The following is a 25,686-nucleotide window of genomic DNA, read 5'->3' as shown; positions in this document are numbered from 1 at the left end:
GAAATGACGCGCAAGCAGAAAAGACTGTCGGTGATCGCCGGAGGGTTGGCCTTCCTCGGTGCCGCCACCGGCCTGACCTTCTACGCGCTCGGCCAGAAGGCCTCCTACTTCTACATGCCCGCCGATCTGACCACCGCCAGCCTGCAGCCCGGGCAGCGTATCAGGCTCGGCGGCCTCGTCGAAAAAGGCACGATCGAGCGCGGTCAGGGGACCACCGTCGCTTTTTCGGTGACCGACAACCAGAAGCAGGTCAAGGTCACCTACACCGGCATTCTTCCCGACCTTTTCCGCGAGGAGCAGGGCGTCATCACTGAAGGCACGTTTCGCCCGGACGGCGTGTTCGTCGCCGACAGCGTGCTGGCCAAGCACGACGAGACCTACATGCCCAAGGAGGTGGCCGACGGCCTCAAGTCCAAGGGCGTGTGGCAGGAGAGCAAAAGTGAGTAGCGGCCTTGGTTGAAACCGGACATTTCGCGCTGGTCCTGGCGTTCGCGCTGTCTTTGGTGCAGACGCTGGTGCCGCTGTTCGGCGCACGCCTCGACAACCAGAAGTTGATGGCCGTAGGCGGTCCGGTCGCGGTGACCGGCTTTACCTTGACCGCTCTCTCCTTCGCGGCGCTGGCGACGGCCTACGCGACGTCCGACTTTTCGGTGGCCAACGTCTGGGACAACTCGCATTCGCTGCAGCCGCTGATCTACAAGATCACCGGCACCTGGGGCAATCACGAGGGCTCGATGCTGCTCTGGGTGCTGATCCTGAGCTTCTTCGGGGCGCTCGTCGCTGCTTTCGGCAGCAATCTTCCCGCGACCCTTCGAGCCAACGTGCTGGCCGTGCAAGGCGCGATCGGCGCCACCTTCTTGCTGTTCATCCTGGCGACGTCCAACCCGTTCGCCAGGCTCAATCCGGCGCCGATCGAGGGCCGCGATCTCAACCCAATTCTGCAGGACCTTGGCCTCGCCATCCATCCGCCGCTGCTTTATCTCGGCTATGTCGGCTTCTCGATCTGCTTTTCCTTCTCGGTCGCCGCCCTCATCGAAGGCCGCATCGACGCGTCCTGGGCGCGCTGGGTGCGGCCATGGACGCTGGTCGCCTGGATGTTCCTGACCGGCGGCATCGCCATGGGTTCCTACTGGGCCTATTACGAACTTGGCTGGGGCGGTTTCTGGTTCTGGGATCCGGTCGAGAACGCCTCGTTCATGCCTTGGCTGGCCGGCACGGCGCTGCTCCATTCGGCGATTGTCATGGAAAAGCGCTCGGCCCTGAAGATCTGGACGCTGTTGCTGGCGATCCTGACCTTCTCGCTGTCGCTGCTTGGCACCTTCCTGGTGCGCTCCGGCGTGCTCACCTCCGTCCACGCCTTCGCCACCGATCCGACGCGCGGCGTGTTCATTCTCTGCATCCTGACACTGTTCATCGGCGGATCACTGGCGTTGTTCGCCTTGCGCGCCTCGAGCTTGACGGCCGGCGGCCTGTTTCATCCGATCTCGCGCGAAGGGGCGCTGGTCCTCAACAATCTGTTCCTGACCACGGCCACCGCCACCGTGCTTATCGGCACGCTGTATCCGCTGGTCGTCGAGGCCGTTTCAGCCGACAAGATTTCGGTCGGCGCGCCATTCTTCAACCTGACATTCGGCCCGCTGATGGTGCCGCTTCTGATCGCGGTTCCGTTCGGGCCGCTGCTGGCCTGGAAGCGCGGCGACATTTTCGCCGTCGCCCAGCGGCTGATGGCGGCCTTCGCCGCAGCGCTTCTGGCCGTGCTGGTGACGGCCTTGTTCATCGATGGCGCGTCGGTGTTCGCCGCACTTGGCGTCGGCCTGGCCTGCTGGCTGATCTGCGGCGCGCTCACCGATATTGCCGTCAAGTCCGGCTTTGGCAGTGTCGCGCCTGCCATCATGCTCAGGCGCTTCGCCGGCCTGCCGCGTTCGGTCTTCGGCACCGCGCTCGCCCATCTCGGCCTCGGGCTGACCACGCTCGGCATCGTTGGCACGCTTTGCTTCGGCACCGAGAAGATACTGTCGATGCATGCCGGCGAGACCGTGCAACTGTCCGGCCACACGCTGCGTTTCGACGGGCTCCATCCGGCCCAGGGGCCTAACTACAGCGAGGATCGTGGCCGCTTCGCCCTGCTCGGCGCTGATGGAAGCACCACCGCCCTGATCACCTCGTCCAAGCGCTCCTATCCGGTCCGGCAGATGACGACGACCGAGTCCGGTATCAGGACGATCGGGTTCAGCCAGCTCTACCTCTCGCTTGGCGACGAGGCGACCGACGGCTCCGTCGTGGTGCGGCTGTGGTGGAAGCCGCTGGTGACGCTGATCTGGGGTGGCAGCCTGGTCATGATGGCAGGTGCTGCGATGTCGCTGATGGACCGGCGGCTGCGGGTCGGCGCACCGTCGCGCCGCCGCAAGTCGGCCGGCGCCGTGCCTTCCGCGAGCCAGCCATGACCGCAAGATTTTCGCTGGCATCGCTGATCCTGCTGCTGACACTGTTGTTTGCCGGCGCCGCACTGGCGGTGAAGCCGGACGAGGTTCTGGCCGATCCGGCGCTCGAGGCGCGGGCACGGACGCTTTCGGAAGAGCTGCGCTGCATGGTTTGCCAGAACCAGTCGATCGACGAATCCGATGCCGACCTTGCACGCGACCTGCGCGTGCTGGTGCGCCAGCGCCTGGTCGCCGGCGACACCGATCGGCAGGTGATCGATTACATCGTTTCCCGCTACGGCGAGTTCGTGCTGTTGAAGCCGCGCTTCAGCCTGCGCAACGCGTTGCTCTGGGGCACGCCGATCCTTCTGCTGCTTGCCGGCGGGATTTTCATCGTGCTGAGCGCCCGGTCGCGCCGTTCGACGCCTGCGGCCATGCTCACCGCCGAGGAGAAGGCAGCGTTGGACAAGGTGCTGGGTAACTAATTCGGCCTGTCCCGCGCGATGAAGGCGATTTGCTGTTTGATGTCGTCCAGCGCTTCTTGCGACCAGGTGACGACCGCTTCACGCCTTGTCCGCGCGCCTGGCTTCAGACGCTTCGATGATGGCGTCGATTTCCGCCATGGCTTCGTCGTGCGGCACGACACGGCCAGCTGCCGCGTCGGCCATGCCGCGCTTGATGCCTTCGACGACCCCAAGCTCGCGATCGACATAGGCCGATATTGCCTCGGCCGCGAGGAAGGATTTGCTGCGCCGCGTCTCGGCGGCGATCCGCTCCAGCTTCAGCTTGGTTTCGGACGAAACCCGAATCGTCATGGTGGCGCTTGCGGTCATGGTGAAAGCCTTGTGCTGAACTGTATACAACATAGGGCAACGGGCGGGCGCAAACCCAAGGGTCTTATCCGCAAACATTACCAAAGTTTCATGCACTGGAAATGGCGCCGTAATGTGCGCGCCTCTATTTCTCTTACCCGAGGATGCCGACCGAAGCGCATCCCTTGAAAGAGGATACGAGACCCATGAATATTGCCCCCAATTCACATTCCCGCACCCGCAAACGCCTGATGGCTGCCGCCGCATCTGTGGCCATTGCCGGCGCGATCGGCTTCGGCGCGGTTGCCACCGGGACAGCCCCCGTCCTGGCCGAGGCCGTGCGTGTCGAGGCGCCTCAGGTCCCGAGCTTCGCCGACGTGGTCGAGCGCGTTTCGCCGGCGGTCGTCAGCGTCCAAGTCAAAGCCAAGATAGAATCGACCGCCGACGACGGCTCCGACCTGCCCGACGCCTTCGGCAATCTCCCCGACGATCCGCAATTGCGCCGCTTCTTCAGGGAGTTCCGTGGCTTTGGCGATCAGGATGGCCGGGATGGCATGCGACGTTTCGGACGCCGTGACCGCCAGCCGCGGCCGGTCGCCCAAGGGTCGGGTTTCTTCATCTCCGAGGATGGCTACCTCGTCACCAACAACCATGTCGTCGGAGACGGCTCGTCGTTCACGGTGGTGATGCATGACGGCAAGGAACTCGACGCCAAACTGGTCGGCACAGATCCGCGCACCGATCTTGCAGTGCTCAAGGTCGAAGGCGACGGCAAATTCACCTATGTCGACTTCGCCGATGATTCAAAGGTTCGCGTCGGCGACTGGGTCGTGGCGGTCGGCAATCCGTTCGGCCTCGGCGGCACGGTCACCGCCGGCATTGTTTCGGCGCGTGGTCGCGACATCGGCGCCGGTCCTTATGATGACTTCATTCAGATCGATGCCTCGGTGAACCGCGGCAATTCGGGTGGCCCGACCTTCAACCTCAACGGCCAGGTCGTCGGCATCAACACCGCGATCTTCTCGCCGTCCGGCGGCAGCGTCGGCATTGCCTTCGACATTCCCGCCTCGACCGCCAAACAGGTCGTGCAGGATCTGATGAAGGACGGCACCGTCGAGCGCGGCTGGCTTGGCGTCGAGATCCAGCCGGTCACCTCCGAAATCGCCGAATCGCTCGGCCTGAAGTCCGATAAGGGCGCGCTCGTTTCCAGCGCCCAGGACGATGGTCCCGGCCAGAAGGCCGGCATATCGGCTGGTGACGTCATCACTCAGGTGGACGGCAAGGACGTCGCTTCGCCGAAGGAACTCGCCCGTCTGATCGGCGCCTACCCGCCCGGCAAGGCGGTCGACGTCACGCTGTGGCGTGACGGCAAGAGTGAAACGGTCAAGGTCGACCTCGGCACGCTGCCTTCGAGTGACAAGCAGGCTTCGGCCGACCAGCAGCCTTCCGCTCCGCCAACGGCCGATACGCTGGCCGATCTCGGTCTCACCGTCACCAGGTCCGAGGATGGCAAAGGGCTTGTGGTGACCGATGTCGATCCCGACAGCGATGCCGCCGATCGCGGTATCCAGCCCGGCGACGTCATCACCTCGGTCAATTCGACGGAGGTCAATGGCACCGACGACGTCGCCAAGGCCATGGCTGACGCGGTGAAGTCGGGCCGCAAGGCGGTGCTGATGCAGATCACCCGCGACGACAGCAACCGCTTCGTCGCGCTGCCTGTCGCCAAGGGCTGACGTTCCAGACTTTTCCGATGCGGCGGTTTCAAACACCCGAGCCGTCGCATGGGAAAGCACGGGGCTTGAATACGTTAGTCAGTCATCGTGTTCCGCCCCAGCGGCAGCGGGCCCATCGCCCGCTGCCGCTCGAACAGGGCATGACGATATGCTCAAGTAACAAAGCATCTCGCCCAATTCCGAGGATGCCGCGGCTCGGGTCAACGGCGCTCAAAAACAAAGACTTGCTGCTCGTTCTTGATTCACTTTGTTCGCGATACACCTGGAGGCCATGACGCCTATGCCGGCCACTCAATCTTCCAGCGAAATCGCGTATAACGGTGCCATGAAGATTCTCGTCATAGAAGACGATCGCGAGGCGGCCGATTATCTCCAGAAAGCCTTTACCGAGGCCGGACATACCGCCCATGTCGCCGGCGACGGCGAAACCGGCTTCGCGCTCGCTGACTCCGGCGACTATGACGTGATGGTCGTCGACCGCATGTTGCCGCGCCGCGACGGCCTGTCGGTCATCGCCGGTCTGAGATCCCGAGGCAAGACTACGCCGGTGCTGATCCTGTCGGCGCTCGGCGAAGTCGACGACCGCGTCACCGGCTTGCGCGCCGGCGGCGACGACTATCTGACCAAGCCCTATGCCTTTTCCGAGCTTCTGGCCCGGGTCGAGGTGCTGAACCGCCGCGCCAGCGCCAGGGAGGCCGAAACCGTCTACCGGGTCGGCGATCTCGAACTCGACAGGCTGTCGCATTCGGTGCGGCGCGCAGCCCGCGAGATTACGCTGCAGCCGCGCGAGTTCCGCCTGCTCGAATATCTGATGCGCCATGCCGGCCAGGTGGTGACGCGCACCATGCTGCTGGAAAATGTCTGGGACTATCATTTCGATCCGCAGACCAACGTCATCGACGTTCACGTCTCGCGGCTGCGCGGCAAGATCGAAAAGGGCTTCGACAAGCCGATCCTGCATACCGTTCGTGGCGCCGGCTATATGCTCAAGAGCGGCTAGCATGGCCCTTTCCATGCCGGCCCTCATGAAGACGACGGCAGCGCGGCTTTCGGCGCTCTATCTCCTGCTGTTCGCCATCTGTGCGGTGCTGCTCGTCCTCTACATGACCTCGCTGTCGGCGCGCATGCTGACCGGCCAGACGCAGGAGACCATCAACGACGAGGTGCTCGGCCTCGCCCGGGTCTATCAGCGCGGCGGCTTGCCGCTGCTGGTGCGCGTGGTCGAGCAGCGCTCCCGCCAGCCCGGCGCCAATCTCTATTTGATCGCCGATGCCAACGGCCAGATCCTGACCGGCAACGTGCAGAGCCTGGAACCCGGCGTTCTCGAGGCCGAGGGCTGGACGACGGAGCCGTTTTCCTACCGACGCTTTGGCGAGGGCGAGCTCGAGCGGCAACGCAACCCGATCGCCGACCCGAACGAACCCAGCCAGAACGAAGTCCAGGTCGAAGGTGAGAAGGGCCACAACGCCATTGCCCTGGTGCTGCGCCTGCCGAACCAGATGATCATGCTGATCGGTCGCGATCTCGGCGAGCCTGAGCGGTTCCGCGCCGTCATCCGCCGCGCCTTGACGTTGGCGCTCGGCATGATGGCGCTTGGCGGAATTTTGATCTGGTTCTTCGTCGGACGCGCGGCGCTGAAGCGCATCGACTCGGTGTCGCAGGCCAGCCGCCGGATCATGGGCGGCGACCTTTCCGGCCGGCTGCCGGTCACCGGAGCCGGCGACGAGTTCGATCGGCTCTCCGAAAATCTCAATTCCATGCTGGCCAGGATCGCTACGCTGAATGAAGGGCTGAAGCAGGTCTCCGACAACATCGCCCACGATCTGAAGACGCCGCTGACCAGGCTGCGCAACCGCGCCGAGGCGACGCTCTCCGGCAAGCACAGTCCCGCCGACTACCGGCAGGCGCTGGAAGCGACCATCGCCGAGTCCGACCAGCTGATAAAGACCTTCAACGCCATTCTGATGATCTCGAGGCTGGAGGCGGGCTATTCCTCAGAAAGCACCAGCCGGGTCGATCTGGCTGCTTCCGTGCGCGATGTCGTCGAGCTTTACGAGCCGGTGGCGGAGGAGGCGGGAGTGACACTCGAGACCTCGGTGCAGGATGGCTTCGCCGTTGAAGGCAATCGCGAGCTGATCGGCCAGGCGCTATCGAACATCGTCGACAACGCGATCAAATATTCTACCGACTCGACAGCCAAGCCGACCGTTCACGTGGCGCTCGATCGCGTCGGCAGCGAAATCAGGCTTTCCGTCACAGACAACGGCCAGGGCATTCCAGACGATGCCGATCGCGCGAGGGCTACCGAGCGCTTCGTGCGGCTGGAGAAGAGCCGCTCGCAGCCGGGTTCCGGTCTCGGCCTCAGTCTCGCCAAGGCGATCATGACATTCCACAATGGACGGCTTGATCTCCTGCCCGCAGATCCCGGATTGTCCGTCGTCATGAGATTTCCCGAACCGGAGGATCGCTGATGGCGGTGAAGGCGGCTGCGGAACACGCCAACTGGCTTCTGAAGCCGGCGGCGAGGCTCGTGCCTCTGGATCAGAACCGAGCCCGGCGGGAACTGTCGGAGATCGCTTCCGCAGCGCAGGAAGGGGGGCTTGCCCGGCTGGCGCAATTCCTGGCCGGCGAGGGCGCCGTCCAGGAGTTCCTCGCCGCAGTGTTCGACCTGTCGCCGTTCCTGCGCGACACGGTGCGCCGCCGCCCGCAGATCCTGGATGCGCTTTTCGATGCGACCGTCGAGGCGCGGCTGGCGTCGATCGGCACCGCCATCGACAAGGCCGCGCGGGCGGAAGCCATCTCTGAAAACAGCCTGATGATGGAGCTGCGGCAATGGAAAGCGGAAGCGCATGTCCTGATCGCGCTGGCCGATCTCGCAGGCGAGGCCGAAACTGCAATCACAGTACGGCGGCTGAGCGATCTTGCCGATGCCTGCACCCGCGCTGCCGTCGACTTCCTGCTTCGCGACGCGCACGGACAAGGCAAGCTCAAACTGCCGGACCTCGAGGATCCGGCGCGCCGGTCGGGCTGGATCCTACTCGGAATGGGCAAGCTTGGCGCGCATGAGCTGAACTTCTCTTCCGACATCGACCTCGTCGTGTTCTTCGACCCGCATGCGCCAGCAGTCGTCGATCCGCTCGATGCGACCGAGCTGTTTTCGCGCCTGACACGCCGGCTGGTCCGCATTCTCCAGGACCGTACCGAACACGGCTATGTTTTCCGCACCGACCTCAGGCTTCGACCTGACCCGGGTTCGACGCCGCTGGCGATCCCGGTCGAGGCGGCGCTGCGCTACTACGAGGCGCGCGGGCAGAACTGGGAGAGGGCCGCAATGATCAAGGCGCGTCCGGTGGCCGGCGATGTCAACGCCGGCACTGCGTTCCTGAAGGACCTCCAGCCCTACATCTGGCGCAAATACATGGACTATGCGGCGATCGCCGACGTCCATTCGATCAAGCGTCAGATCCACGCCCACAAGGGTCTTGGCGAGATCGCGGTGAAGGGCCACAACGTCAAGCTCGGCCGCGGCGGCATCCGCGAGATCGAGTTCTTCGTCCAGACCCAGCAGCTCATCGCCGGCGGCCGCTTCCCCGAACTGCGCGGCCGCGAGACGGTGCCGATGCTTGGCCAGCTTGCGGCACGCGGCTGGATCACCGCCGATGCGCGCGATACGCTCACAAGGCAGTACTGGCTCCTGCGCCGCGTCGAGCACGCCGTCCAGATGGTCGCCGACGAGCAGATCCATATACTGCCGGACGATGACGAAGGGCTCGAACGCATTGCCCGCCTGCTCGGTTTTACCGATGCGGCGAGCTTTGCCGAGGCGTTCCGTGCTGCACTCCATCAGGTCGAACGCCACTACGCAGCGCTTTTCGAGACCGCGCCCGAGCTTTCGGCGGGCATCGGCAATCTGGTCTTTACCGGCGATGTCGATGACCCCGATACGTTGCAGACCCTGCAAAGATTGGGATTCCAGCGGGCGAGCGACATCTGCCGCGTCATCCGCGGCTGGCATTTCGGCCGCTATCGCGTCACGCAGTCGGCCGAGGCGCGCGAGCGGTTGACCGAACTGACGCCGGCGCTGCTGCAATCCTTCGGCCAGACGCGCCGGGCGGACGAGGCGTTGATACGTTTCGACGAATTCCTTGCCGGTCTGCCCGCTGGCATTCAGCTGTTCTCGCTGCTCCATTCCAATCCAGCTCTGCTGAAGCTGCTGGCGACGATCATGGGTGCGGCGCCCCGGCTGGCCGCCATCATCACACGCCGGCCGCACGTGTTTGACGGCCTGCTTGATCCGGCCCTTTTGACCGAACTGCCGGACCGCGCCTATCTGTCCGGCCGTCTCGCCGCGTTCCTCGAAGGCGACAGGGCCTATGAGGACGTGCTCGACCGCTTGCGCATCTTTGCGTCCGAGCAAAAATTCCTGATCGGCGTCAGGCTGCTTGCCGGCTCGATCGATCCGGCGCGCGCCGGCCGTGCCTTTTCCGATCTGGCCGATCTCACCATCGACGCGGCGCTGCGGGCGGTCATCGCCGAGTTCGCGCTACGCCACGGTCGCATCGCCGGCGGCACGGTTGCGCTGCTCGGCATGGGCAAGCTCGGCAGCCGCGAATTGACGGCCGGCTCAGACGTCGACCTCATCCTGCTTTACGATCACGACGCCGATGCCGAAGAATCCGATGGCGACAAGCCGCTCGCCCCGTCCCACTATTACGCCAGGATGACGCAGCGGCTGATCGCTGCGGTTTCAGCGCCGACCGCCGAGGGCGTTCTCTATGAGCTCGACCTTCGCTTGCGGCCGTCCGGTAACAAGGGGCCGGTGGCGACCCATGTCGATGCTTTCAAGAAGTACCAGCGCAAGGACGCGTGGACCTGGGAGCATATGGCGCTGTCAAGGGCCCGCGCGATCGGCGGCGATCAAGCGCTGTGCGCCGAGGTTGAGGCCGAAGTGGCACAGGTGCTTGCCCTGCCGCGCGACAGCGCCAAGGTGATGGCCGAAGCATTCGAGATGCGCGCGATGATTGAGAAGGAAAAACCGCCGCACGATCTCTGGGACATCAAGCTGATCCCGGGTGGTCTCATCGATCTCGAATTCATCGCGCAGGTGGCGGTGATCACCGGAAAGGTCGAAGCCGGCCGCCGGGTCACCGGGACAGCGGAAGTCCTGTCTAGGCTGGCGCCGGATTTCGCCGAGGCGCAGATCAGGCAGGAGCTTTGCGACGCCTATGCGCTCTATCTGGCGCTGACCCAGATGACGCGGCTCTGCCTCACCGGCGTATTCGAGCGGGACGACGTTCCGCCGGGGCTTTCGGATCTGCTTCTGGCGGTCACCGACCTGCCGGATTTCGGCGTGCTGGAAGCGCACCTCAAGGAGACGTCGCAAAAGGTCAGGAAGGATTTTGGCTTTTTGCTTCGTGCGGATGAGTAGTGAATAGCGAATAGTGAGTAACGAGTAATGAGTGGTGAAATGGTGAATGGAACTAAATATTGACTACCGACTATTCGCTATCCGCTATTCAGGCGGCGGCTCTGACCGGCTGCGCCGGTTTCCTGGTCGGAATGCGCACCGACACGATCGTGCCGGTGCCTTCGGTGGAGCGGATTTTCAAGGCGCCGCCCTGAAGCTCGGCCAACGAGCGTGAGATGGCAAGGCCAAGGCCGGAACCGGCATGGCTCTTGGAAAACTGGTTCTGCACTTGCTCGAACGGCCGCCCGAGCTTGCTCAGCGCCTCCTTCGGGATGCCGCAGCCATTGTCTTCGATCGTCAGCACCAGAGCGCTGGAAGTGTTGCGGGCCCTGACCGCAATGCGGCCGCCCTGTCCGGTGAACTTCACCGCATTCGACAGCAGGTTGATGATGATCTGCTTGATCGCCCGGCGGTCGGCGAAAAGCGTCAGTGAATCGGGGATGCGTGTTTCGACGGTGATCGACTTTTCCGCTGCCTGCAGCGAGATGACGCGCACCGTTTCCCGCATCAGCGGGCAGAGGTCGATTTCCTCCTGATCCATCGAGAATTGGCCGGCCTCGATCTTCGACATGTCGAGGATGTCGTTGATGACGCCCAGAAGATATTTGCCGCTGCCGTTGATGTCGGTGGCGTATTCCTCGTAGCGCGGCGAACCCAGAGGCCCGAACAGCGCCTGTTCCATCAGCTCGGAGAAGCCGATGATCGCGTTGAGCGGCGTACGCAATTCATGCGACATGTTGGCCAGGAACTCGGATTTGGCCCGGTTCGCGGCCTCGGCACGCTCGGTTTCCTTCATGTATTTGTGATTGAGCTCGACCAGTTCGCGCGACCGTTCTTCCTCTGCCCGGCGGGCAAGGCTGAGATCATGGATCGTCGCCATCAGCCGGCGCTCGCTGTCGACCAGCTTCTCCTGGTGCAGTTTGATCTGGGTGATGTCGGAGCCGACCGAGACGGTGCCGCCGTCCCTGGTCCGCAATTCGTTCACCTGCAGCCAGCGGCCATCGGCAAGCTGCCGCTCGAAGGTCACGCCGCCTTGCTGCCCGTTGGTGTTGGCAAGCCTGCGCTCCGAGGCGAAGGCAAGCATGCGATTTTCGAGAACGGCGCGCGGGGCGCCCGGCATCACGTCGCGATCCGACAGGCCGTTGTCCTGCTGGTACTTGGAATTGCACATGATCAGGCGCTGGGACGAATCCCAGAGCACGAAGGATTCGTTGATGTTTTCGATAGCCGTTCGCAGGCGAAGATCCGCGGCCTCGGAGCGTAGCGCCAGGTGCCGCTGCTCGGTGACGTCGACGGCGATGCCGATCAGCTGGATTTCCGGCGCTTCCGGGTCGATCACCTGCGCCCTTGCGCGCATCCACACCCATTGTCCGTCGGCGTGGCGCATCCGGAATACCTGGTCGATGTGGTCGATCTCGCGTGCGACGATCCTGTTGGCGAGTTGGAACAGGTCGCCGTCCTCGGGATGGATGATCCCGTCGACCTCGCCGAACGACAGCATCGTGTCGCAGGGCTCATAGCCCAGCATATCGTACATCGAACGCGACCAGTACATTTTGCCGCGCACCATGTCCCAGTCCCACAGGCCGCAACGGCCGCGCACCAGCGCCATGTCGATGCGCTGGTGCGCTTCGAGATAGATGCGGTCGGCGGTCTGGGCGCGCGCCGCCTGGCCGAAATAGGCATAGAGAATGATGATCAGCACGCCGGCCGTCAGCACGAACAGCGTGACGTTGAGCGAAACGGTCTTGCGCCACGTGTCGAAGACCGCATCCCGCGGAACGAGCGCTGCGGCAGCACCATTCCTGCCGTTTGCCAGGCTCAGCGCGGCATACCAGTCCTGGCCGCCGATGCTGACCTCCATCACCCCGGCGCGGTCGCCGAACATGAACAGCGGTTGACCGCCCTGGGCGATGGCGTCGAGCGACCGCCCTTCCCAGCCCGTCGATTGCGGTGTCACGGCAACGATCTTGAACGCGCCGTCGGTGACCGCAAGCACGTGGCTTCGGCCCATAGCGCCCTGACGGCTGATGCCCTCCAACAGATCCTGCGTCGCGCCGGGCGTCGTGGCCATGCTCGCATCGACGCTGATCGAACTGGCCAGTTGGCCCGCCGCGAGCGAGAGGATCGCCTTGGCGTCGCGTTCCACGTCGTCGCGCTCGTGCATCAGCGACAGGAACCGCAGCGCCGCGATGACAAGCAGGAAAATGATGATGAGGGCCGGTATCGATCGGCGCAACAATGGCTCAGCCGCCAGGAGCCGTCGGTAGGCGGGTTCGGCAATGAGCCGCGCGTTGCCGGCAAGACCGTCGCTTCCCGCCTCACGCCGCTCAAAACCCGTCCCTCCGGGCGCGCCCCACGCGTCCGCCTTCGCCATAAATGGCTCTCCCCGATCTAATCTGCTTGACGATCCGGCGACGCCGCACTTCCGAATCTTCACCTAAAGAATCAAAGGTGATTCGGCTTGTCCATAGGCGCGGAGAAAAAACATTAAAAATCGACTAAAATAGTGGCTAATACCGCCGATCTCCCTCCCCTGGAGGAGGTTGGCCCGTAGGGCCGGGATGGGTCCCCGTCGAAGCGCTCCATCCTTGGATCAACAGTCGAGGCAGGTGGCGTCGGTCGAGGCCGCGCACTGCCGCAGCGACCCATCCGCCTTCGGCGGCTGTCCACCCTCCCCTCGAGGGGGAGGGAACCCTTACGCCAGCGTGCGTTCAATGATGTCCCGCAAATCGGCCGACAGGTTCTCGGTATTGGCAATCAAAAGCAGCGCTTCCCTTGCCTTGCCCTGCCGGGCCGGTTCGAGCGAGCGCCATGATCTGAGTGCCGTCGCCAGCCTGGCGGCCAATTGCGGGTTGCGCCTTTCGACCTGCAGGACAGTTTCGACGAAAAACCGGTAGCCTTCGCCGTCGGCGCGATGGAAGCCGGTCTGGTTGGCGCTGGAAAACGTGCCGACGAGCGAGCGCACCCGGTTCGGATTGGCCATCGAGAAGGCCGGGTGGTTGGTGAGGGCGCGCACCGCATGAATGGTTTGCGGGCCCGGCACGCTGGCCTGGATCTGGAACCATTTGTCCATCACCAGCGGATCGGTCGCATATTTCGCTTCGAAGTCCGCCAGCGCCTTGACCGTCTCGGGCGAACCGCGGTGGCGCAGCGCAAGCACGCTCAGTGCGGCGGCGCGGTCGGTCATGTTGGTCGCGGACTGGAAATGCCGGGCGGCAAGCGCCGCACCGCCATGCAGCAGCGAAAGATAGTCGAGCAAGGTGTTGCGCAGCGCCCGGCGCCCGGCGCTCGCCGCATCAGGACTGAATGCGCCCTTGTCGCCTAGTCGGTCGTAGAGGTCGGAGAATATGTTCCGGTTCGCCTCGGCAATCGCGACCGTAAGCGCCTCGCGGGCCGAGAAAATGGCATCGGGGTCGATGTTCTTGCCGATGTCGCGGGCGATATCGGCTTCGCTCGGAAGCGCCAGGGCCAGCGCCCGATAGGCCGGTTCGAGTGTCTCGTCGCCGGCTATTTTGCCGGCAAGCTCGATCAACCGCGATGCGAAACCGGGCTGCTTGCCGTCAAGGGCATGGCGGAAGGCTGATATCAGCGCCTCGGTCAAAAGCGTGTTGAACGCCTGCCAGCGCGAGAAGGTATCGCTGTCATGGCCGGCAAGGAAGAACTGATCGTCGGCCCTCTGCTCGACGGAAAGCGTCACCGGCGCCGAGAAGCCGCGGTTGAGCGACATCGCCGGGCGCGCGGCGACGCCCGAGAAGCGCACCATGTGCCGGCGCTTGCGGATATGGATGACGCCGTCCTCGACGCTGGCGCCCTCGACGCCGCTATATTCTATCGCTTTGCCGTCGGTGCCGACCAGGCTGAAGGCCAGCGGAATATGCATCAGCCGCTTGCGGCTTTCGGACGGCGTTGGCGGCACCGACTGCTCGATCTCGAGCGTGAATTCCTGGGCTGCCGCATTGTGCGTCGAACTGATGGTCAGATTGGGCGTGCCGGCCTGATGGTACCAGAGCGAGAATTGCGAGAGGTCGCGCCCGGACACATCCTCGAACACCTTGATGAAGTCCTCGATTGTCGCAGCCTCGCCGTCGTGGCGCTCGAAATAGAGATCCATGCCGGCCCGGAACGTCTCGGCACCGAGAATGGTGCGGATCATGCGCACCACTTCCGAGCCCTTTTCGTAGACTGTCGCGGTGTAGAAATTGTTGATCTCGCGGTAGCGGCGCGGTCGCACCGGATGCGCCAGCGGTCCCTGGTCTTCGGGAAACTGATGTGCCTTGAGCGTGCGCACTTCGGCGATGCGTTTCACCGCTCGCGATCGCTGGTCGGCGGAGAATTCGTGATCGCGGAAAACCGTCAGCCCTTCCTTCAGGCAAAGCTGGAACCAGTCGCGGCAAGTGATTCTGTTGCCAGTCCAATTGTGGAAATACTCGTGCGCGATGATCGCCTCGATATTGGCGAAATCGGTGTCCGTTGCAGTCTCCTGGTCGGCCAGCACATATTTGTCGTTGAAGATGTTGAGGCCCTTGTTCTCCATCGCGCCCATGTTGAAGTCCGACACGGCGACAATGTTGAAGACGTCGAGGTCGTATTCGCGGCCGAACGCCTCCTCGTCCCATTTCATCGACCGCTTCAGGGCGTCCATGGCGTAGCCGGCGAGTTGCTCCTTGCCCGGCTCGACAAATATGCCGAGCTCGACCTCGCGGCCGGACGACGTGACGAAGCTGTCAACGACCTTGCCGAGAGCACCTGCGACCAGGGCGAACAGATAGGACGGCTTGGGGAAGGGGTCGTGCCAGACTGCGTAGTGCCAGCCGTCGGCAAGGTCGCCGCTGCCAGCCGGGTTGCCGTTGGAAAGAAGCAGTGGCGCCTCGTGGTGCGGCGCCTCGATGCGCACCGTATAGACCGACAGGATATCGGGACGGTCGAGAAAATAGGTGATGCGCCGAAAGCCCTCGGCCTCGCATTGCGTGCAATAGACGTTGCTCGAGCGATAGAGGCCCATCAGGGCTTCGTTGTGCGCCGGCGCCAGCTCGGTCTCAATCAGGAGCTGGAAACGGGCTGCTGCGGGCGGCGTGGTGATCGTCAACTGATCGGGCGTGGCGAAAAAATCGGTGGGCGCGAGTGTCTGGCCGTCGATTGCGATGCGGCTGAGCGTCAGGCCATCGCCGTCCAGCACCAGCGGCACTGACGTCGCTACGCCGTCGCGGCGCTCGACTGTCAGCACGGCGATGACGCGCGTGGCTTCCGGCGACAGGCGGAAAGTCAGGCCGGTTTCCGGAATGAGATAGTCGGTGGGGCGATAGTCTTCGAGCTTGAAGACCTGGCCGGTGTCGGTGCGCATGCCGTTGGTTTTCCTGTCGATTCCCGCAGCGGCAGGTGTGTCCGCTGGTCGAAGAAATGTGAAGCACGCGCTCTTTACACGAAACCGTCACTCGACAAAACTGGCGCAGCGCCTATTTCAGGCACTCGTTTTCCAATCATCGTCGCGAGGTATCCATGACCGTCGTCACACCGAAATTCGGCATGGGCGCCTCTGTGCTGCGTCGCGAGGACCAAGCCTTCCTAAAGGGTCTCGGCCGCTATACGGACGACATCCAGCCGGCCGGCCTCCTGCACGGCTATGTCCTGCGCTCGCCGGTGGCCAAGGCAAGCTTCACCGTCGGTTCGACCGAGGCGGCCAAGGCGGCACCTGGCGTCCATCTGGTGCTGACCGGTGCGGATCTTGCTCATCTCGGCGAGCTGAAATCCGGCGTCATGCAGAGGCAGCCGGACGGCACCAAGGCGCCGACCCGCGATATCCCGGTCCTTTGCCGCGACCGGGTCAATTATGTCGGCGACGCCGTAGCCTTCGTCGTCGCCGACAGCCGCGCGCTGGCGCAGGACGCTGCCGAACTGATCGAGGTCGAATACGAGGGCGAGGATGCCGCGTCCGGCACCGCCACGGCGCTTGACGAAGACACGCCGCTGGTGTGGCCGGAACTCGGCTCCAACCGCGCCTTCAGCTATCACATCGGCGACAAGGCAAAGACCGCGGCGGCATTCGCCAGGGCGGCGCATGTCACCCGCATCGAATTCATCAACAACCGGCTGGTCTGCAACTACATGGAGCCGCGCTCGGCGATCGGCGAGTGGAACACGCAGGAGAACCGCTTCGTGCTGACCACGGGCTCGCAGGGCGTTCATTCCATGCAGTACATCCTGGCTGAAATATTCAAGATCAAGAAGACCCAGCTGCGCGTCATCACGCCGGATGTCGGCGGCGGCTTCGGGCCGAAAAGCTTCGTCTATCGCGAGCATCCGCTGGTGCTGGAGGCCGCCAGGCGCCTTGGCCGCCCGGTGAAATGGGCCGGCGACCGGACCGAGCATTTCCTCACCGATGCGCAAGGCCGCGACAATGTCGTGACCGCCGAGATGGCGATGGACCAGGACGGCCGCTTTCTCGGCATGAAGGTCGATCTCATCGCCAATATCGGCGCCTATATTTCGCAATACGGGCCATTCATTCCCTATATCGGCGTCACCATGTCGACCGGCGTCTACGACATCCAGGCGCTCGACGTTTCGGTGACCGGCCTCTACACCAACACTTGCCCGGTCGATGCCTACCGCGGCGCCGGCCGTCCGGAAGCGGCATTCCTGCTGGAAAAGCTCGTCGACGCCTGCGCCCATGATCTCGACTTGCCAGTCGAAGAGATCCGCCGGCGCAATTTCATCAGGCCCGAGCAGTTCCCTTACCGCACGCAGACCGACCGCCTCTATGATACCGGCGAATTCGCCGGCCATATGGACCGCGCCATCGAGGAAGCGGAGTGGCAGGCGTTTCCGGAGCGGCTGGCGCAGTCGAAGGCGGCCGGCAAAATCCGCGGCATCGGCATGGCGACCTATATCGAGGCCTGTGCCTTTCCAGGCTCTGAACCGGCCTTTGTCGAATTGAACGGCGACGGCACGGTGACGCTGAAGATTGGCACCCAGACCAACGGGCAGGGGCATGCGACCGCCTATGCGCAGTTCCTCTCGGAAAAGCTTCATCTCGACATCGGCAAGATTCATGTCCGCCAGGGCGACACCGACGAGCTGAAGGCCGGCGGCGGCACCGGCGGCTCGCGCTCCATTCCGCTTGGCGGTGTATCAGCTTCTCGCGCCGGCGAGGATCTGGCCATCAAGATCAGGCGCATCGCCGCCGATGAGTTGGAAGCCTCGGCCGACGACATCGAATTGTCCAACGGCGTTGCCCGCATCGTCGGTACCGACCGCACGATCGATTTTTCGAGCATCGCCAAGGCCGCCAGGAACCCGGACGATCTCAAGGGCTTTGGCGAATTCGTGCAGGACGAATGCACCTATCCGAACGGCACCCATATCTGCGAGGTCGAGATCGATCCCGACACCGGCGTGACGGAAATTGTCCGCTATACGATCGTCGACGATTTCGGCGTCACCGTGAACCCTGTCCTGCTGGCAGGCCAGGTGCATGGCGGCGTCGTCCAGGGCATCGGGCAGGCGCTGACCGAGAACACGGTCTATGACGAGGACGGGCAGCTGTTGACGGCAAGTTTCATGGACTATGCCATGCCGCGCGCCGACGATTTGCCGTTCTTCCATTTTGAAACCCGCAACGTGCCCTCGACCACCAATGCGCTCGGCATCAAGGGGGCAGGCGAGGCGGGCACGATCGGAGCGACGCCGGCCGCGCTCAATGCGGTGACGGATGCGCTTTATCGCGCCTACGGCATCAGGCACATCGACATGCCGGCAACGCCGGCGCGCATCTGGGCGGCGATCCAGGAAGCAGCTGCCAAGTGAACCCGACCGATCATACCGGCGGGCACAGCACGCTGACCGGGATCATGCTCAAGATCGTCTCGGTGGCAATCTTTGTCGCCATGTCGTCCTGCATCAAGGCGGCGGGCACGGTGCCGGCCGGCCAGATCGTCTTCTTCCGCTCGTTCTTTGCCATCTTTCCGATCGTCGTCTACCTGGCCTTCCAGGGAAAGCTCGGCACCGGGTTTTCGACCAAGCGCCCGCTCAACCACATTGCGCGCGGCGTTGTCGGCGTCTGCGCCATGGGGCTCGGCTTCTTCGCGCTGATACGGCTGCCGCTGCCGGAAGCGATCGCGCTGAACTACGCACAGCCGCTGCTGGTGGTGGTGTTCAGTTCGATCTTCCTCGGCGAAGCGATCCGCGTCTATCGCTGGAGCGCGGTTGCGGTCGGGCTGGTCGGGGTGCTGGTCATCTCATGGCCGGAACTGACGCTGCTGGGTTCGGGCGCAGCACTGGGCGATCAGGAGGTGCTCGGCGTCATCGCCGCACTGGTCGCCGCAGCGATGTCGGCCGTCGCCATGCTGCTGGTGCGCAACCTCGTCCAGAGCGAACCGACGGCAACCATCGTGCTGTGGTTTTCGGTGACGGCGAGCCTCCTGGCGTTGCTGTCGCTGCCGTTCGGCTGGCAGGCGCTGACACCGGCACAGGCGGGCCTGCTCATTGCTGCCGGCTTTTGCGGCGGGCTCGCTCAGATTCTGATGACGGCTGCCTATCGCCATGCCGAGGCCTCGGTCGTAGCGCCTTTCGAATACACCTCGATGCTGCTTGGCATCGTCGTCGGCTATCTCGCCTTCGGCGACGTCCCGACGGCTCATATGCTCATCGGCGGCGTGATCGTCGTTGCCGCCGGCATCTTCATCATCTGGCGCGAGCGCCAGCTTGGCCTCGAACGTGCCCGCACCCGCCAGGCGACCCCGCCGCAAGGATGATCAGGACGGCTCGGACCGCTCGTTCGCCAATCGTACCAGCACGGTCCTTGTCTGCTCATCGGCGGGGAAAAACGATTCGATCGCAAGTTCCGACAGCGTCACGTCGAGCGGCGTGCCGAACACGGTGATGGTGCTGATGAACGACAGCACCGCATCGTCATGCGCAAGCCGCAGCGGGTGCACGATCGCGTTCGGCTCGACCGGCAGCGGCCGTGCGCCGTTCCGGCCGGACGGATAGGTCCGAAGCTCGCGCTCCAGTTCGACCAGAACCGGGTCGCCAGTGGCGTCGTTCTGGTGTTTCAGCCGGTCGAGAAGATGCGCGCGCCATTCGGCCAGGTTGACGATGCGCGGCGCGACGCCACCCGGGTGCAGGCTGAGCCGCAGCACGTTGACCGGCGGCTTCAGCAAGGAAGGCTCGGCGACATTGGCCAGGAACGGGCCGATGGCGGCGTTCGCCGATACCAGGTTCCAGTGCCGGTCGACAGCCAGAGCTGGGAAGGGTTCGTGCCCCTTGAGCACGATCTCGACCGCCGCCATCGCCGGCGCCAGCGAGGCATCGGTGAGCGGACGCTCGCTGAAGCTAGGGGCAAAGCCTGCGGCCAGCAGGAGCTGGTTGCGCTGCCTCAGCGGGATCGACAGCTGCTCGGCCAGATGCAGCACCATGTCGCGCGAGGGCGCCGCGCGGCCGCTTTCCACGAAACTCAGATGCCGCTGCGAGATTTCGGCTTCCATGGCGAGATCGAGCTGGCTCATGCGCCGGCGCGTGCGCCATTCGCGAATGAGGCTGCCGGCGGAAGTCTGGGTTGCTGTCATGAGCGCATGACTAGGCCTGCCGCAGATGCATTTCAATTACCCGGGAGGTTATAGCGCCGCTCTTACCTTCTCTCCTTGTGGGAGAAGGTGGCCGAGCGAAGCTCGGTCGGATGAGGGGTGTTCCAGCTTGGCGAACACCCTCATCCAAGTCGAGAAGCTGGCGCACGGCGAACGAATCATCAGCGCCTCATTTCTTCCAGCACCCCTCAACCGTCTTGGCGCTACGCGCCAATCCACCTTCTCCCACAAGGGGAGAAGGGAAGACGCGCCACCCTCAACCCAGCGTCCACAGCTTCGCTTTCACTTCAAGGAAATCCCGCCACGCCAGCTTCTTGTGTGCGGGGTTTTTCAACAGATAGGCCGGATGAAGCGTCGGCATGGCAGGAATGGCAATGCCGGCGGCGGTCGTGTGGACGCGCCAGTTGCCGCGCAGCCGCAGGATGGCCTCGGTGGTGTCGAGAAGGATATTTGCCGAGAGGCCGCCCAAATTGACGAGTACCTTCGGATTGACCAGTTCGATCTGCCGTTCGATGAACGGCCGGCAAATCTCGGTCTCATGCGGCGTCGGCGTGCGGTTGCCCGGCGGCCGCCAAGGAATGACATTGGCGATGTAGGCCGAGGTCCGGTCGAGGCCGATCGCGGCCAGCATCCGGTCGAGCAGCCGGCCCGAGCGGCCGACGAACGGCAATCCTTCGATGTCCTCGTCGCGCTCGGGCGTCTCGCCGACCAGCATGACCGCGGCGTTCGGATTGCCGTCGGCGAACACCAGGTTCTTGGCGGTGAATTTGAGGTTGCAGCCGTCGAATGCCGCCATGTGCTGGCGAAGCTCGTCCAGGGTAGCCGCGGTCGTCGCCAGATGGCGCGCCAATGCCGCTTGCTGCTCGTCGGGCACGGTCGCCGTACCGGACGGCGCGCGCAGCGCCGGTGCCGCAGCTTGCCTTTCGCCCATTCCGGCGCGTGACAGGCTTGTCGAGCGTGGCAGTGCGGCGTTTTCCCTGGTTGGCGTCGTAATTGTCGCTGGCCCGCGCTCAGGCGGCTTTGACGCATTCTCGGCAAACCTGTTCAGCGGCTCCTCTTCGAGCGCTTCATCGACGCCGGCACTGGCGTAGAAGGCCAGCAGGTCGGCAATATCAGGTCCTCGGGAAACGGCAGTCATGCTTTCACATTCAGCCGCGCGGCAGGAATTTGCAACATCGTGATTGGCGCGATGCCTCGTGATTTCGTCATCCAGGGCCTCCGCGACGTCGCTTTGCCCCTGCTTCACCCCTGATGGCGAAGCAGCTCAGCTCGACGGTATACGCGGATCCTGCACCAGATAGAATGTCCAGCGGGGTGTGTAGTCGGTGATCAGGTAATCGAATTTTGCTGTCTTCAACGGGTCGATCTGGCCGCTCTTGAACAGCAGCCGGTCATAGGGTTCGAAGTCGCGATCGAAATCGGCAAAGCTGCTCGACCAGATGTTGTCAGGCGTTTTGTTGCGCTGGTCGAACGACAGGCCGTCGCCGAACACGCTCGGTCGGTGGAGTATCTCCTGGAGCTCGAACTGGAACTCGACCCAGGCCTGGCCGCTGTTGTTGAGCACGTCGATGCGCATATACATGAGGCCGTTGGCAAATTGGCCCGCAGTGCCGAAGGGATGGATCGGCTTTGTCGTGCGGATCGTCAGTGTCACTGGTGTCGCCGAATTCAGCTCCTCGGTGATGACAAGCGGGTCCTCCTTTGTCCCGATGCCCGAGGCGCTGGTGATGCGGAAGCCGCCCAGTTCGTCGGAAAAGGAGTAGGCTCCGGCCACCCAGACCCTTTGCGGCTCGGCGTGGGCGGCAACCGACGCCAGCGGCAAAAGGGCCAAAACGAGCGCCCGGCAGACCCGTCCGGGCGACGAAAAAAAGCGCGTCGATGAAAAGCCGGATGGCCCGTATGTGCGCATGGTGCGAAGTATGGCCGATAAGCAAGCCGTCGAACAATTAAAAAACGTCAGGGCAACGGCTCTCTTTGCGATGGCTTGGCCCGGATCGTGTTCCGGTGAACCGCAAATCGCGATTTTGTATTATGATGCGCGGCCTTTCTGACGAAATCGGCATTGTCACGTCAGCGCCGGTTTCGCGTCGCGAATTGATGCGCTATGCAGCGGATAAGCCAGCAAGATGCGCAAATGCGGCAGCCAGTGAGGGGTTGATGAGCGAGATCGAACGCGAAAGCATGGAATTCGACGTGGTCATCGTCGGCGCCGGTCCGGCCGGCCTCGCCGCCGCGATCCGTCTCAGGCAGGTCAATCCCGAGCTTTCCGTCGTCGTCCTGGAAAAGGGTGGTGAAGTCGGCGCCCACATCCTGTCCGGCGCCGTCGTCGATCCGATCGGCATCGACCGGCTGCTGCCGGCCTGGCGTGACGAGGAGGGACATCCGTTCAAGACGCCGGTCACGGCAGACCATTTTTTGGTCCTCGGCCCCGCCGGTTCGTTCCGTCTGCCCAACTTCCTGATGCCGCCGCTGATGAACAACCACGGCAACTACATCGTTTCGCTCGGCAATGTCTGCCGCTGGCTGGCGACCAAGGCCGAGGCGCTGGGCGTCGAGATCTATCCGGGCTTTGCCGCCGTGGACCTCATTTACAGTGGCGAGGGCGCGGTCACCGGCGTTGTCACCGGCGATATGGGCGTCGAGAAGGACGGCACGCATGGCCCGGGCTTCGCGCCGGGCATGGCGCTGATGGGCAAATATGTGCTGATCGGCGAGGGCGCGCGCGGCTCGCTGGCCAAGCAGCTGATCGCAAAATACCATCTTTCCGACGGCCGCGAGCCCGGCAAATACGGCATCGGTCTCAAGGAGCTGTGGCAGGTCAAGCCGGAGAACCACCGGCCAGGCCTTGTCCAACACTCCTTCGGCTGGCCGCTCGACATGAAGACCGGCGGCGGCTCCTTCCTCTACCATCTGGAGGACAACCAGGTCGCGGTCGGCTTCGTCGTCCACCTCAACTACAAGAACCCCTATCTGTCGCCGTTTGACGAGTTCCAGCGCTTCAAGACCCACCCGGCGATCAGGGGCACATTCGAGGGCGGCAAGCGGCTCGGCTATGGCGCCCGCGCCATCACCGAGGGCGGCTGGCAGTCGGTGCCGAAACTGTCCTTCCCCGGCGGTGCGCTGATCGGTTGTGCTGCCGGCTTCGTCAACGTGCCGCGCATCAAGGGCTCGCACAATGCCGTGCTCTCCGGAATGCTGGCGGCCGAGCATGTCGCCGAGGCGATCGGCGCCGGCCGCGCCAATGACGAACTGGCTTCCTACGAGGCGGCATGGCGGGCGACCGACATCGGCAAGGATTTGAAGAAGGTGCGCAACGTCAAGCCATTGTGGTCGCGCTTCGGCACCGTCGTCGGCGTCGGCATCGGCGGCCTCGACATGTGGCTGAACACGCTGCTCGGGTTCTCGCCTTTTGGCACGCTGAAGCACGGCAAGGCCGATTATGCGACGCTGGAGCCGGCCGCCAAGCACAAGAAGATCGCCTATCCGAAGCCGGACGGCGTGCTCACCTTCGACCGCCTGTCCTCGGTGTTCCTGTCCAATACCAACCACGAGGAAAACGAGCCTGTCCATCTGCTGGTTGCGGATATGGATCTGCAGCGGCGTTCCGAGCACGATGTCTATGCCGGGCCCTCGACACGCTACTGCCCGGCCAGTGTCTACGAATGGGTAGACAAGGATGGAAACCCCGCCGCCGATCCCGAGGCGAAGGACGTGCGCTTCGTCATCAACGCGCAGAACTGCGTCCACTGCAAGACCTGCGACATCAAGGACCCGAACCGAAACATAACCTGGGTGCCGCCACAGGGTGGCGAAGGCCCAGTCTACCAGAACATGTAGCGTCAGAACGGCTGCCGGCCGTCTCGACGTCACCTAATGAGAGCCGTTAAAAGCCCCGTTATATGTGCGGCATCTAAAAGATGTTGAAGCGGCGCGGCGCTTGTGGTTCCCTTTCCTCCTGACCCGGGGAGATGACCATGCGCCTGGCGGTTCTGACGTGCCTTGTGGCGATTGGTGGCTTGTGCGGCTTCGCGCCGTCGGCATTGGCTGACACGAAGGTGCTGGTCAAGACCCGGACCTACGACATCACTGGAACCACGGGCGCCGCCCTGATCGAGGCCATGGACCGCAACGGTCCGAAGCGGCACGGCTTCATGACGCACGCCATCGCGCTGACCGCCTATACCGTAAACTGGGACCTTGATATCCGCAGGGAAGGTGGTGCCTGCCGTCTGCGCCAGGCCAATGGCACGCTCGATCTCACCTACACCTTGCCGCGTTTGGCCTCAGCCGCGACGCCGGCGCTGCAGAAGCGCTGGAAGGCGTTTTTCGCGGGCGTTCGAGCTCACGAGCATAACCATGGCCGCATCGCCAGGACAATGATGCGGGCGACCGAAAAATCGATCACTGGACTGCAGTTCGCCGACAACTTGTTTTGCAGCAAGACGCACCGCGAGGCGAGGCGCCGGATCAAGGCCGTCTATGCCGAATACGAGGCGAGACAGAACGCCTTCGACGCGCGCGAGCATCGCGACGGCGGCCATGTCGAGCACCTCATCAGGGCGCTGTTGCGCAAGCAGTAGCTCAGCCTCGGGTCCTGCCGTTCTGTCTCACGGATGCCGTCGCGGTTTCGTGTTCGTCCACCGGTTTGTTCTGTTCCGGCCTGAGCGAGAACTCCACCATCAGCGGAAGATGGTCGGAGCCGGTTTTTTCCAGCCTCGACACCGATTTGATGAGAACTGCGCCCTTGCTGAAGGCAAGGTCGATCGGCAGGCCAGCGAAGCGCAGGAATTCCGGCAGCTTGATCGGGAGCCAGGTCGGCCCCGGCGAAGGCGCCACGGTCAGCCTGCCAAGGCCTGCGACGCGCCGGACGGCGGCGCTCCACGGCACTGCATTGCAGTCGCATGCCATGATCGATGTCTCGCCGAGCGAGGCGAACTCCCCCGACAATTCGCCGATCTGCTGTGACTGGTTGCGCGGCCATGGCCAGGTGAGGTGCATGGCGGCGACGTCGACGTCGGTTCCGCCGAAATCGACCGTCGCGATGGCCATCGCGCCGCGGCCATCACAGCGCGGTTGCGTGGCCGCGGCAAACGGCCGTCTGGACAGCAGCGCAACGCCGAACACGCCATTGGGGTAGGGGCAGAGAATCCGGTGGGGATAGGCGCTGGCGAGAAGGCCAAGCTTCGCCTTCCACATGTCGGACACCTCGTCGAGGGTGATCACATCAGGCTGGGTCCGGCCGATCAGCGACAGGACTTTTTCAGGCGTTGAATTGTCGAACCGCAGGTTCATCTGCAGCAGGCGGTAGACCGTCTGGTCACCGGGGTAGACCGCCTGGTCACCGGGGTAGGCCGCCTGATCGCCGGCCTCGGCTTCGTAGGCTGCCTGGACCGGCCACAGGCGCGGCACCGACAGGGCGTTCGACGTGGTGGCGATGGCAGCCACCGCAAAGAGCAGCGCCGTGGCCGCCTGCAGGCGAAACGAGGTCGCCAGCAGCGGCAGCGCGCAAAGCGCCATCAGCACGGCAAGATGGACGCGGAAATGAGCGAAGGAATCAAAGGCCGGATGGAGCGTTCCGAAAAACCCGGCCACCAGCGCGACCGAGAGGACGAGCATTGCTACGAATGCCATCGAAGCCATCATGTCTCGAACGGGTGCCATCTACTT

The 25,686-nt window shown here is 63.8% G+C and carries 18 protein-coding genes; 11 read left to right on the top strand and 7 right to left on the bottom strand.

Going from position 1 to position 25,686, the window contains the following annotated elements:
• Positions 1-3: 3 nt before the first annotated feature.
• The 3 genes from ccmE to JG739_RS23000 are packed head-to-tail and all read left to right on the top strand — an operon-like array spanning position 4 to position 2,905.
• Positions 4-447, top strand: a complete 444-nt coding sequence (ccmE, locus tag JG739_RS23010; protein ID WP_202363516.1) for a cytochrome c maturation protein CcmE — start codon at positions 4-6, stop codon at positions 445-447.
• Between the two features lie 5 nt (positions 448-452).
• The gene (locus JG739_RS23005; protein ID WP_202363515.1) at positions 453-2,444 is read left to right on the top strand and encodes a heme lyase CcmF/NrfE family subunit; all 1,992 of its coding nucleotides are present in this window, start codon (positions 453-455) and stop codon (positions 2,442-2,444) included.
• Positions 2,441-2,905: a cytochrome c-type biogenesis protein gene (locus JG739_RS23000; RefSeq protein WP_202363514.1), complete on the top strand. Its 465-nt coding sequence runs from the start codon at positions 2,441-2,443 to the stop codon at positions 2,903-2,905. The genes JG739_RS23005 and JG739_RS23000 overlap by 4 nt, the downstream gene beginning before the upstream one ends.
• Before the next feature lie 78 nt (positions 2,906-2,983).
• Here JG739_RS23000 and JG739_RS22995 read toward each other — a convergent pair whose 3' ends face one another.
• A complete protein-coding gene (locus JG739_RS22995) occupies positions 2,984-3,253 on the bottom strand; it encodes a CopG family ribbon-helix-helix protein (RefSeq protein ID WP_202363513.1) in 270 nt (89 codons plus the stop codon).
• A 185-nt stretch (positions 3,254-3,438) separates the two neighbouring features.
• Here JG739_RS22995 and JG739_RS22990 point away from each other — a divergent pair, with 185 nt between their 5' ends.
• The 4 genes from JG739_RS22990 (at position 3,439) to JG739_RS22975 (ending at position 10,396) form a co-directional block, all read left to right on the top strand.
• Entirely contained in the window at positions 3,439-4,968 is a 1,530-nt protein-coding gene (locus tag JG739_RS22990) for a DegQ family serine endoprotease (RefSeq protein WP_202363512.1), read from the top strand.
• 325 nt (positions 4,969-5,293) lie between these two features.
• Positions 5,294-5,968: a response regulator transcription factor gene (locus tag JG739_RS22985; protein WP_023800810.1), complete on the top strand. Its 675-nt coding sequence runs from the start codon at positions 5,294-5,296 to the stop codon at positions 5,966-5,968.
• Position 5,969: 1 nt separating this feature from the next.
• Positions 5,970-7,439, top strand: coding sequence for a sensor histidine kinase (locus JG739_RS22980; RefSeq protein ID WP_202363511.1), 1,470 nt, complete (start codon positions 5,970-5,972; stop codon positions 7,437-7,439).
• Entirely contained in the window at positions 7,439-10,396 is a 2,958-nt protein-coding gene (locus JG739_RS22975) for a bifunctional [glutamine synthetase] adenylyltransferase/[glutamine synthetase]-adenylyl-L-tyrosine phosphorylase (protein WP_202363510.1), read from the top strand. The genes JG739_RS22980 and JG739_RS22975 overlap by 1 nt, the downstream gene beginning before the upstream one ends.
• Positions 10,397-10,484: 88 nt before the next feature.
• On the opposite strand, the gene JG739_RS22970 is transcribed toward JG739_RS22975, so the two are convergent.
• Both JG739_RS22970 and pepN read right to left on the bottom strand, forming a co-directional pair.
• A complete protein-coding gene (locus JG739_RS22970; RefSeq protein ID WP_202363509.1) occupies positions 10,485-12,812 on the bottom strand; it encodes a PAS domain-containing sensor histidine kinase in 2,328 nt (775 codons plus the stop codon).
• A 321-nt stretch (positions 12,813-13,133) separates the two neighbouring features.
• Complete coding sequence (gene pepN / locus JG739_RS22965; protein WP_202363508.1) at positions 13,134-15,779, bottom strand: aminopeptidase N; 2,646 nt, start codon at positions 15,777-15,779, stop codon at positions 13,134-13,136.
• Positions 15,780-15,934: 155 nt separating this feature from the next.
• Between pepN and JG739_RS22960 the strand changes: the two genes are divergently transcribed.
• On the top strand, positions 15,935-18,241 hold the full coding sequence (locus JG739_RS22960; protein ID WP_202363507.1) for a xanthine dehydrogenase family protein molybdopterin-binding subunit: 2,307 nt from the start codon (positions 15,935-15,937) through the stop codon (positions 18,239-18,241).
• Between the two features lie 44 nt (positions 18,242-18,285).
• The gene (locus JG739_RS22955) at positions 18,286-19,188 is read left to right on the top strand and encodes a DMT family transporter (RefSeq protein WP_202367589.1); all 903 of its coding nucleotides are present in this window, start codon (positions 18,286-18,288) and stop codon (positions 19,186-19,188) included.
• On the opposite strand, the gene JG739_RS22950 is transcribed toward JG739_RS22955, so the two are convergent.
• From JG739_RS22950 to JG739_RS22940, 3 genes are all read right to left on the bottom strand, one after another.
• Complete coding sequence (locus JG739_RS22950) at positions 19,189-20,001, bottom strand: helix-turn-helix domain-containing protein (RefSeq protein ID WP_202363506.1); 813 nt, start codon at positions 19,999-20,001, stop codon at positions 19,189-19,191.
• A 274-nt stretch (positions 20,002-20,275) separates the two neighbouring features.
• A complete protein-coding gene (locus tag JG739_RS22945) occupies positions 20,276-21,157 on the bottom strand; it encodes a uracil-DNA glycosylase (RefSeq protein WP_202363505.1) in 882 nt (293 codons plus the stop codon).
• A 126-nt stretch (positions 21,158-21,283) separates the two neighbouring features.
• Complete coding sequence (locus JG739_RS22940; protein ID WP_202363504.1) at positions 21,284-21,928, bottom strand: hypothetical protein; 645 nt, start codon at positions 21,926-21,928, stop codon at positions 21,284-21,286.
• Between the two features lie 248 nt (positions 21,929-22,176).
• Between JG739_RS22940 and JG739_RS22935 the strand changes: the two genes are divergently transcribed.
• Together JG739_RS22935 and JG739_RS22930 are read left to right on the top strand one after the other, a co-directional pair.
• Positions 22,177-23,856, top strand: coding sequence for an electron transfer flavoprotein-ubiquinone oxidoreductase (locus tag JG739_RS22935; protein ID WP_202363503.1), 1,680 nt, complete (start codon positions 22,177-22,179; stop codon positions 23,854-23,856).
• Positions 23,857-23,993: 137 nt separating this feature from the next.
• Positions 23,994-24,599, top strand: coding sequence for a DUF922 domain-containing protein (locus tag JG739_RS22930; protein WP_202363502.1), 606 nt, complete (start codon positions 23,994-23,996; stop codon positions 24,597-24,599).
• Position 24,600: 1 nt separating this feature from the next.
• Here JG739_RS22930 and JG739_RS22925 read toward each other — a convergent pair whose 3' ends face one another.
• The gene (locus tag JG739_RS22925) at positions 24,601-25,650 is read right to left on the bottom strand and encodes an endonuclease/exonuclease/phosphatase family protein (RefSeq protein ID WP_244749525.1); all 1,050 of its coding nucleotides are present in this window, start codon (positions 25,648-25,650) and stop codon (positions 24,601-24,603) included.
• Between the last annotated feature and the right edge of the window lie 36 nt (positions 25,651-25,686).

It is taken from the genome of Mesorhizobium sp. L-2-11 (assembly GCF_016756595.1).
GTDB lineage: Bacteria > Pseudomonadota > Alphaproteobacteria > Rhizobiales > Rhizobiaceae > Mesorhizobium.
This window is presented reverse-complemented; position numbering and strand designations above follow the sequence as displayed.

Coding starts and splice junctions, on each gene's coding strand:
- ccmE (WP_202363516.1), top strand. CDS start 4: ATGACGCGCAAGCAGAAAAGACTGTCGGTGATCGCCGGAGGGTTGGCC.
- JG739_RS22930 (WP_202363502.1), top strand. CDS start 23,994: ATGCGCCTGGCGGTTCTGACGTGCCTTGTGGCGATTGGTGGCTTGTGC.
- JG739_RS22960 (WP_202363507.1), top strand. CDS start 15,935: ATGACCGTCGTCACACCGAAATTCGGCATGGGCGCCTCTGTGCTGCGT.
- JG739_RS22945 (WP_202363505.1), bottom strand. CDS start 21,157: ATGACTGCCGTTTCCCGAGGACCTGATATTGCCGACCTGCTGGCCTTC.
- JG739_RS22970 (WP_202363509.1), bottom strand. CDS start 12,812: ATGGCGAAGGCGGACGCGTGGGGCGCGCCCGGAGGGACGGGTTTTGAG.
- JG739_RS22990 (WP_202363512.1), top strand. CDS start 3,439: ATGAATATTGCCCCCAATTCACATTCCCGCACCCGCAAACGCCTGATG.
- JG739_RS23000 (WP_202363514.1), top strand. CDS start 2,441: ATGACCGCAAGATTTTCGCTGGCATCGCTGATCCTGCTGCTGACACTG.
- JG739_RS22950 (WP_202363506.1), bottom strand. CDS start 20,001: ATGACAGCAACCCAGACTTCCGCCGGCAGCCTCATTCGCGAATGGCGC.
- JG739_RS22935 (WP_202363503.1), top strand. CDS start 22,177: ATGAGCGAGATCGAACGCGAAAGCATGGAATTCGACGTGGTCATCGTC.
- JG739_RS22925 (WP_244749525.1), bottom strand. CDS start 25,650: ATGGCATTCGTAGCAATGCTCGTCCTCTCGGTCGCGCTGGTGGCCGGG.
- JG739_RS22980 (WP_202363511.1), top strand. CDS start 5,970: ATGGCCCTTTCCATGCCGGCCCTCATGAAGACGACGGCAGCGCGGCTT.
- JG739_RS22975 (WP_202363510.1), top strand. CDS start 7,439: ATGGCGGTGAAGGCGGCTGCGGAACACGCCAACTGGCTTCTGAAGCCG.
- JG739_RS22995 (WP_202363513.1), bottom strand. CDS start 3,253: ATGACCGCAAGCGCCACCATGACGATTCGGGTTTCGTCCGAAACCAAG.
- JG739_RS22940 (WP_202363504.1), bottom strand. CDS start 21,928: ATGCGCACATACGGGCCATCCGGCTTTTCATCGACGCGCTTTTTTTCG.
- JG739_RS22955 (WP_202367589.1), top strand. CDS start 18,286: ATGCTCAAGATCGTCTCGGTGGCAATCTTTGTCGCCATGTCGTCCTGC.
- JG739_RS22985 (WP_023800810.1), top strand. CDS start 5,294: ATGAAGATTCTCGTCATAGAAGACGATCGCGAGGCGGCCGATTATCTC.
- pepN (WP_202363508.1), bottom strand. CDS start 15,779: ATGCGCACCGACACCGGCCAGGTCTTCAAGCTCGAAGACTATCGCCCC.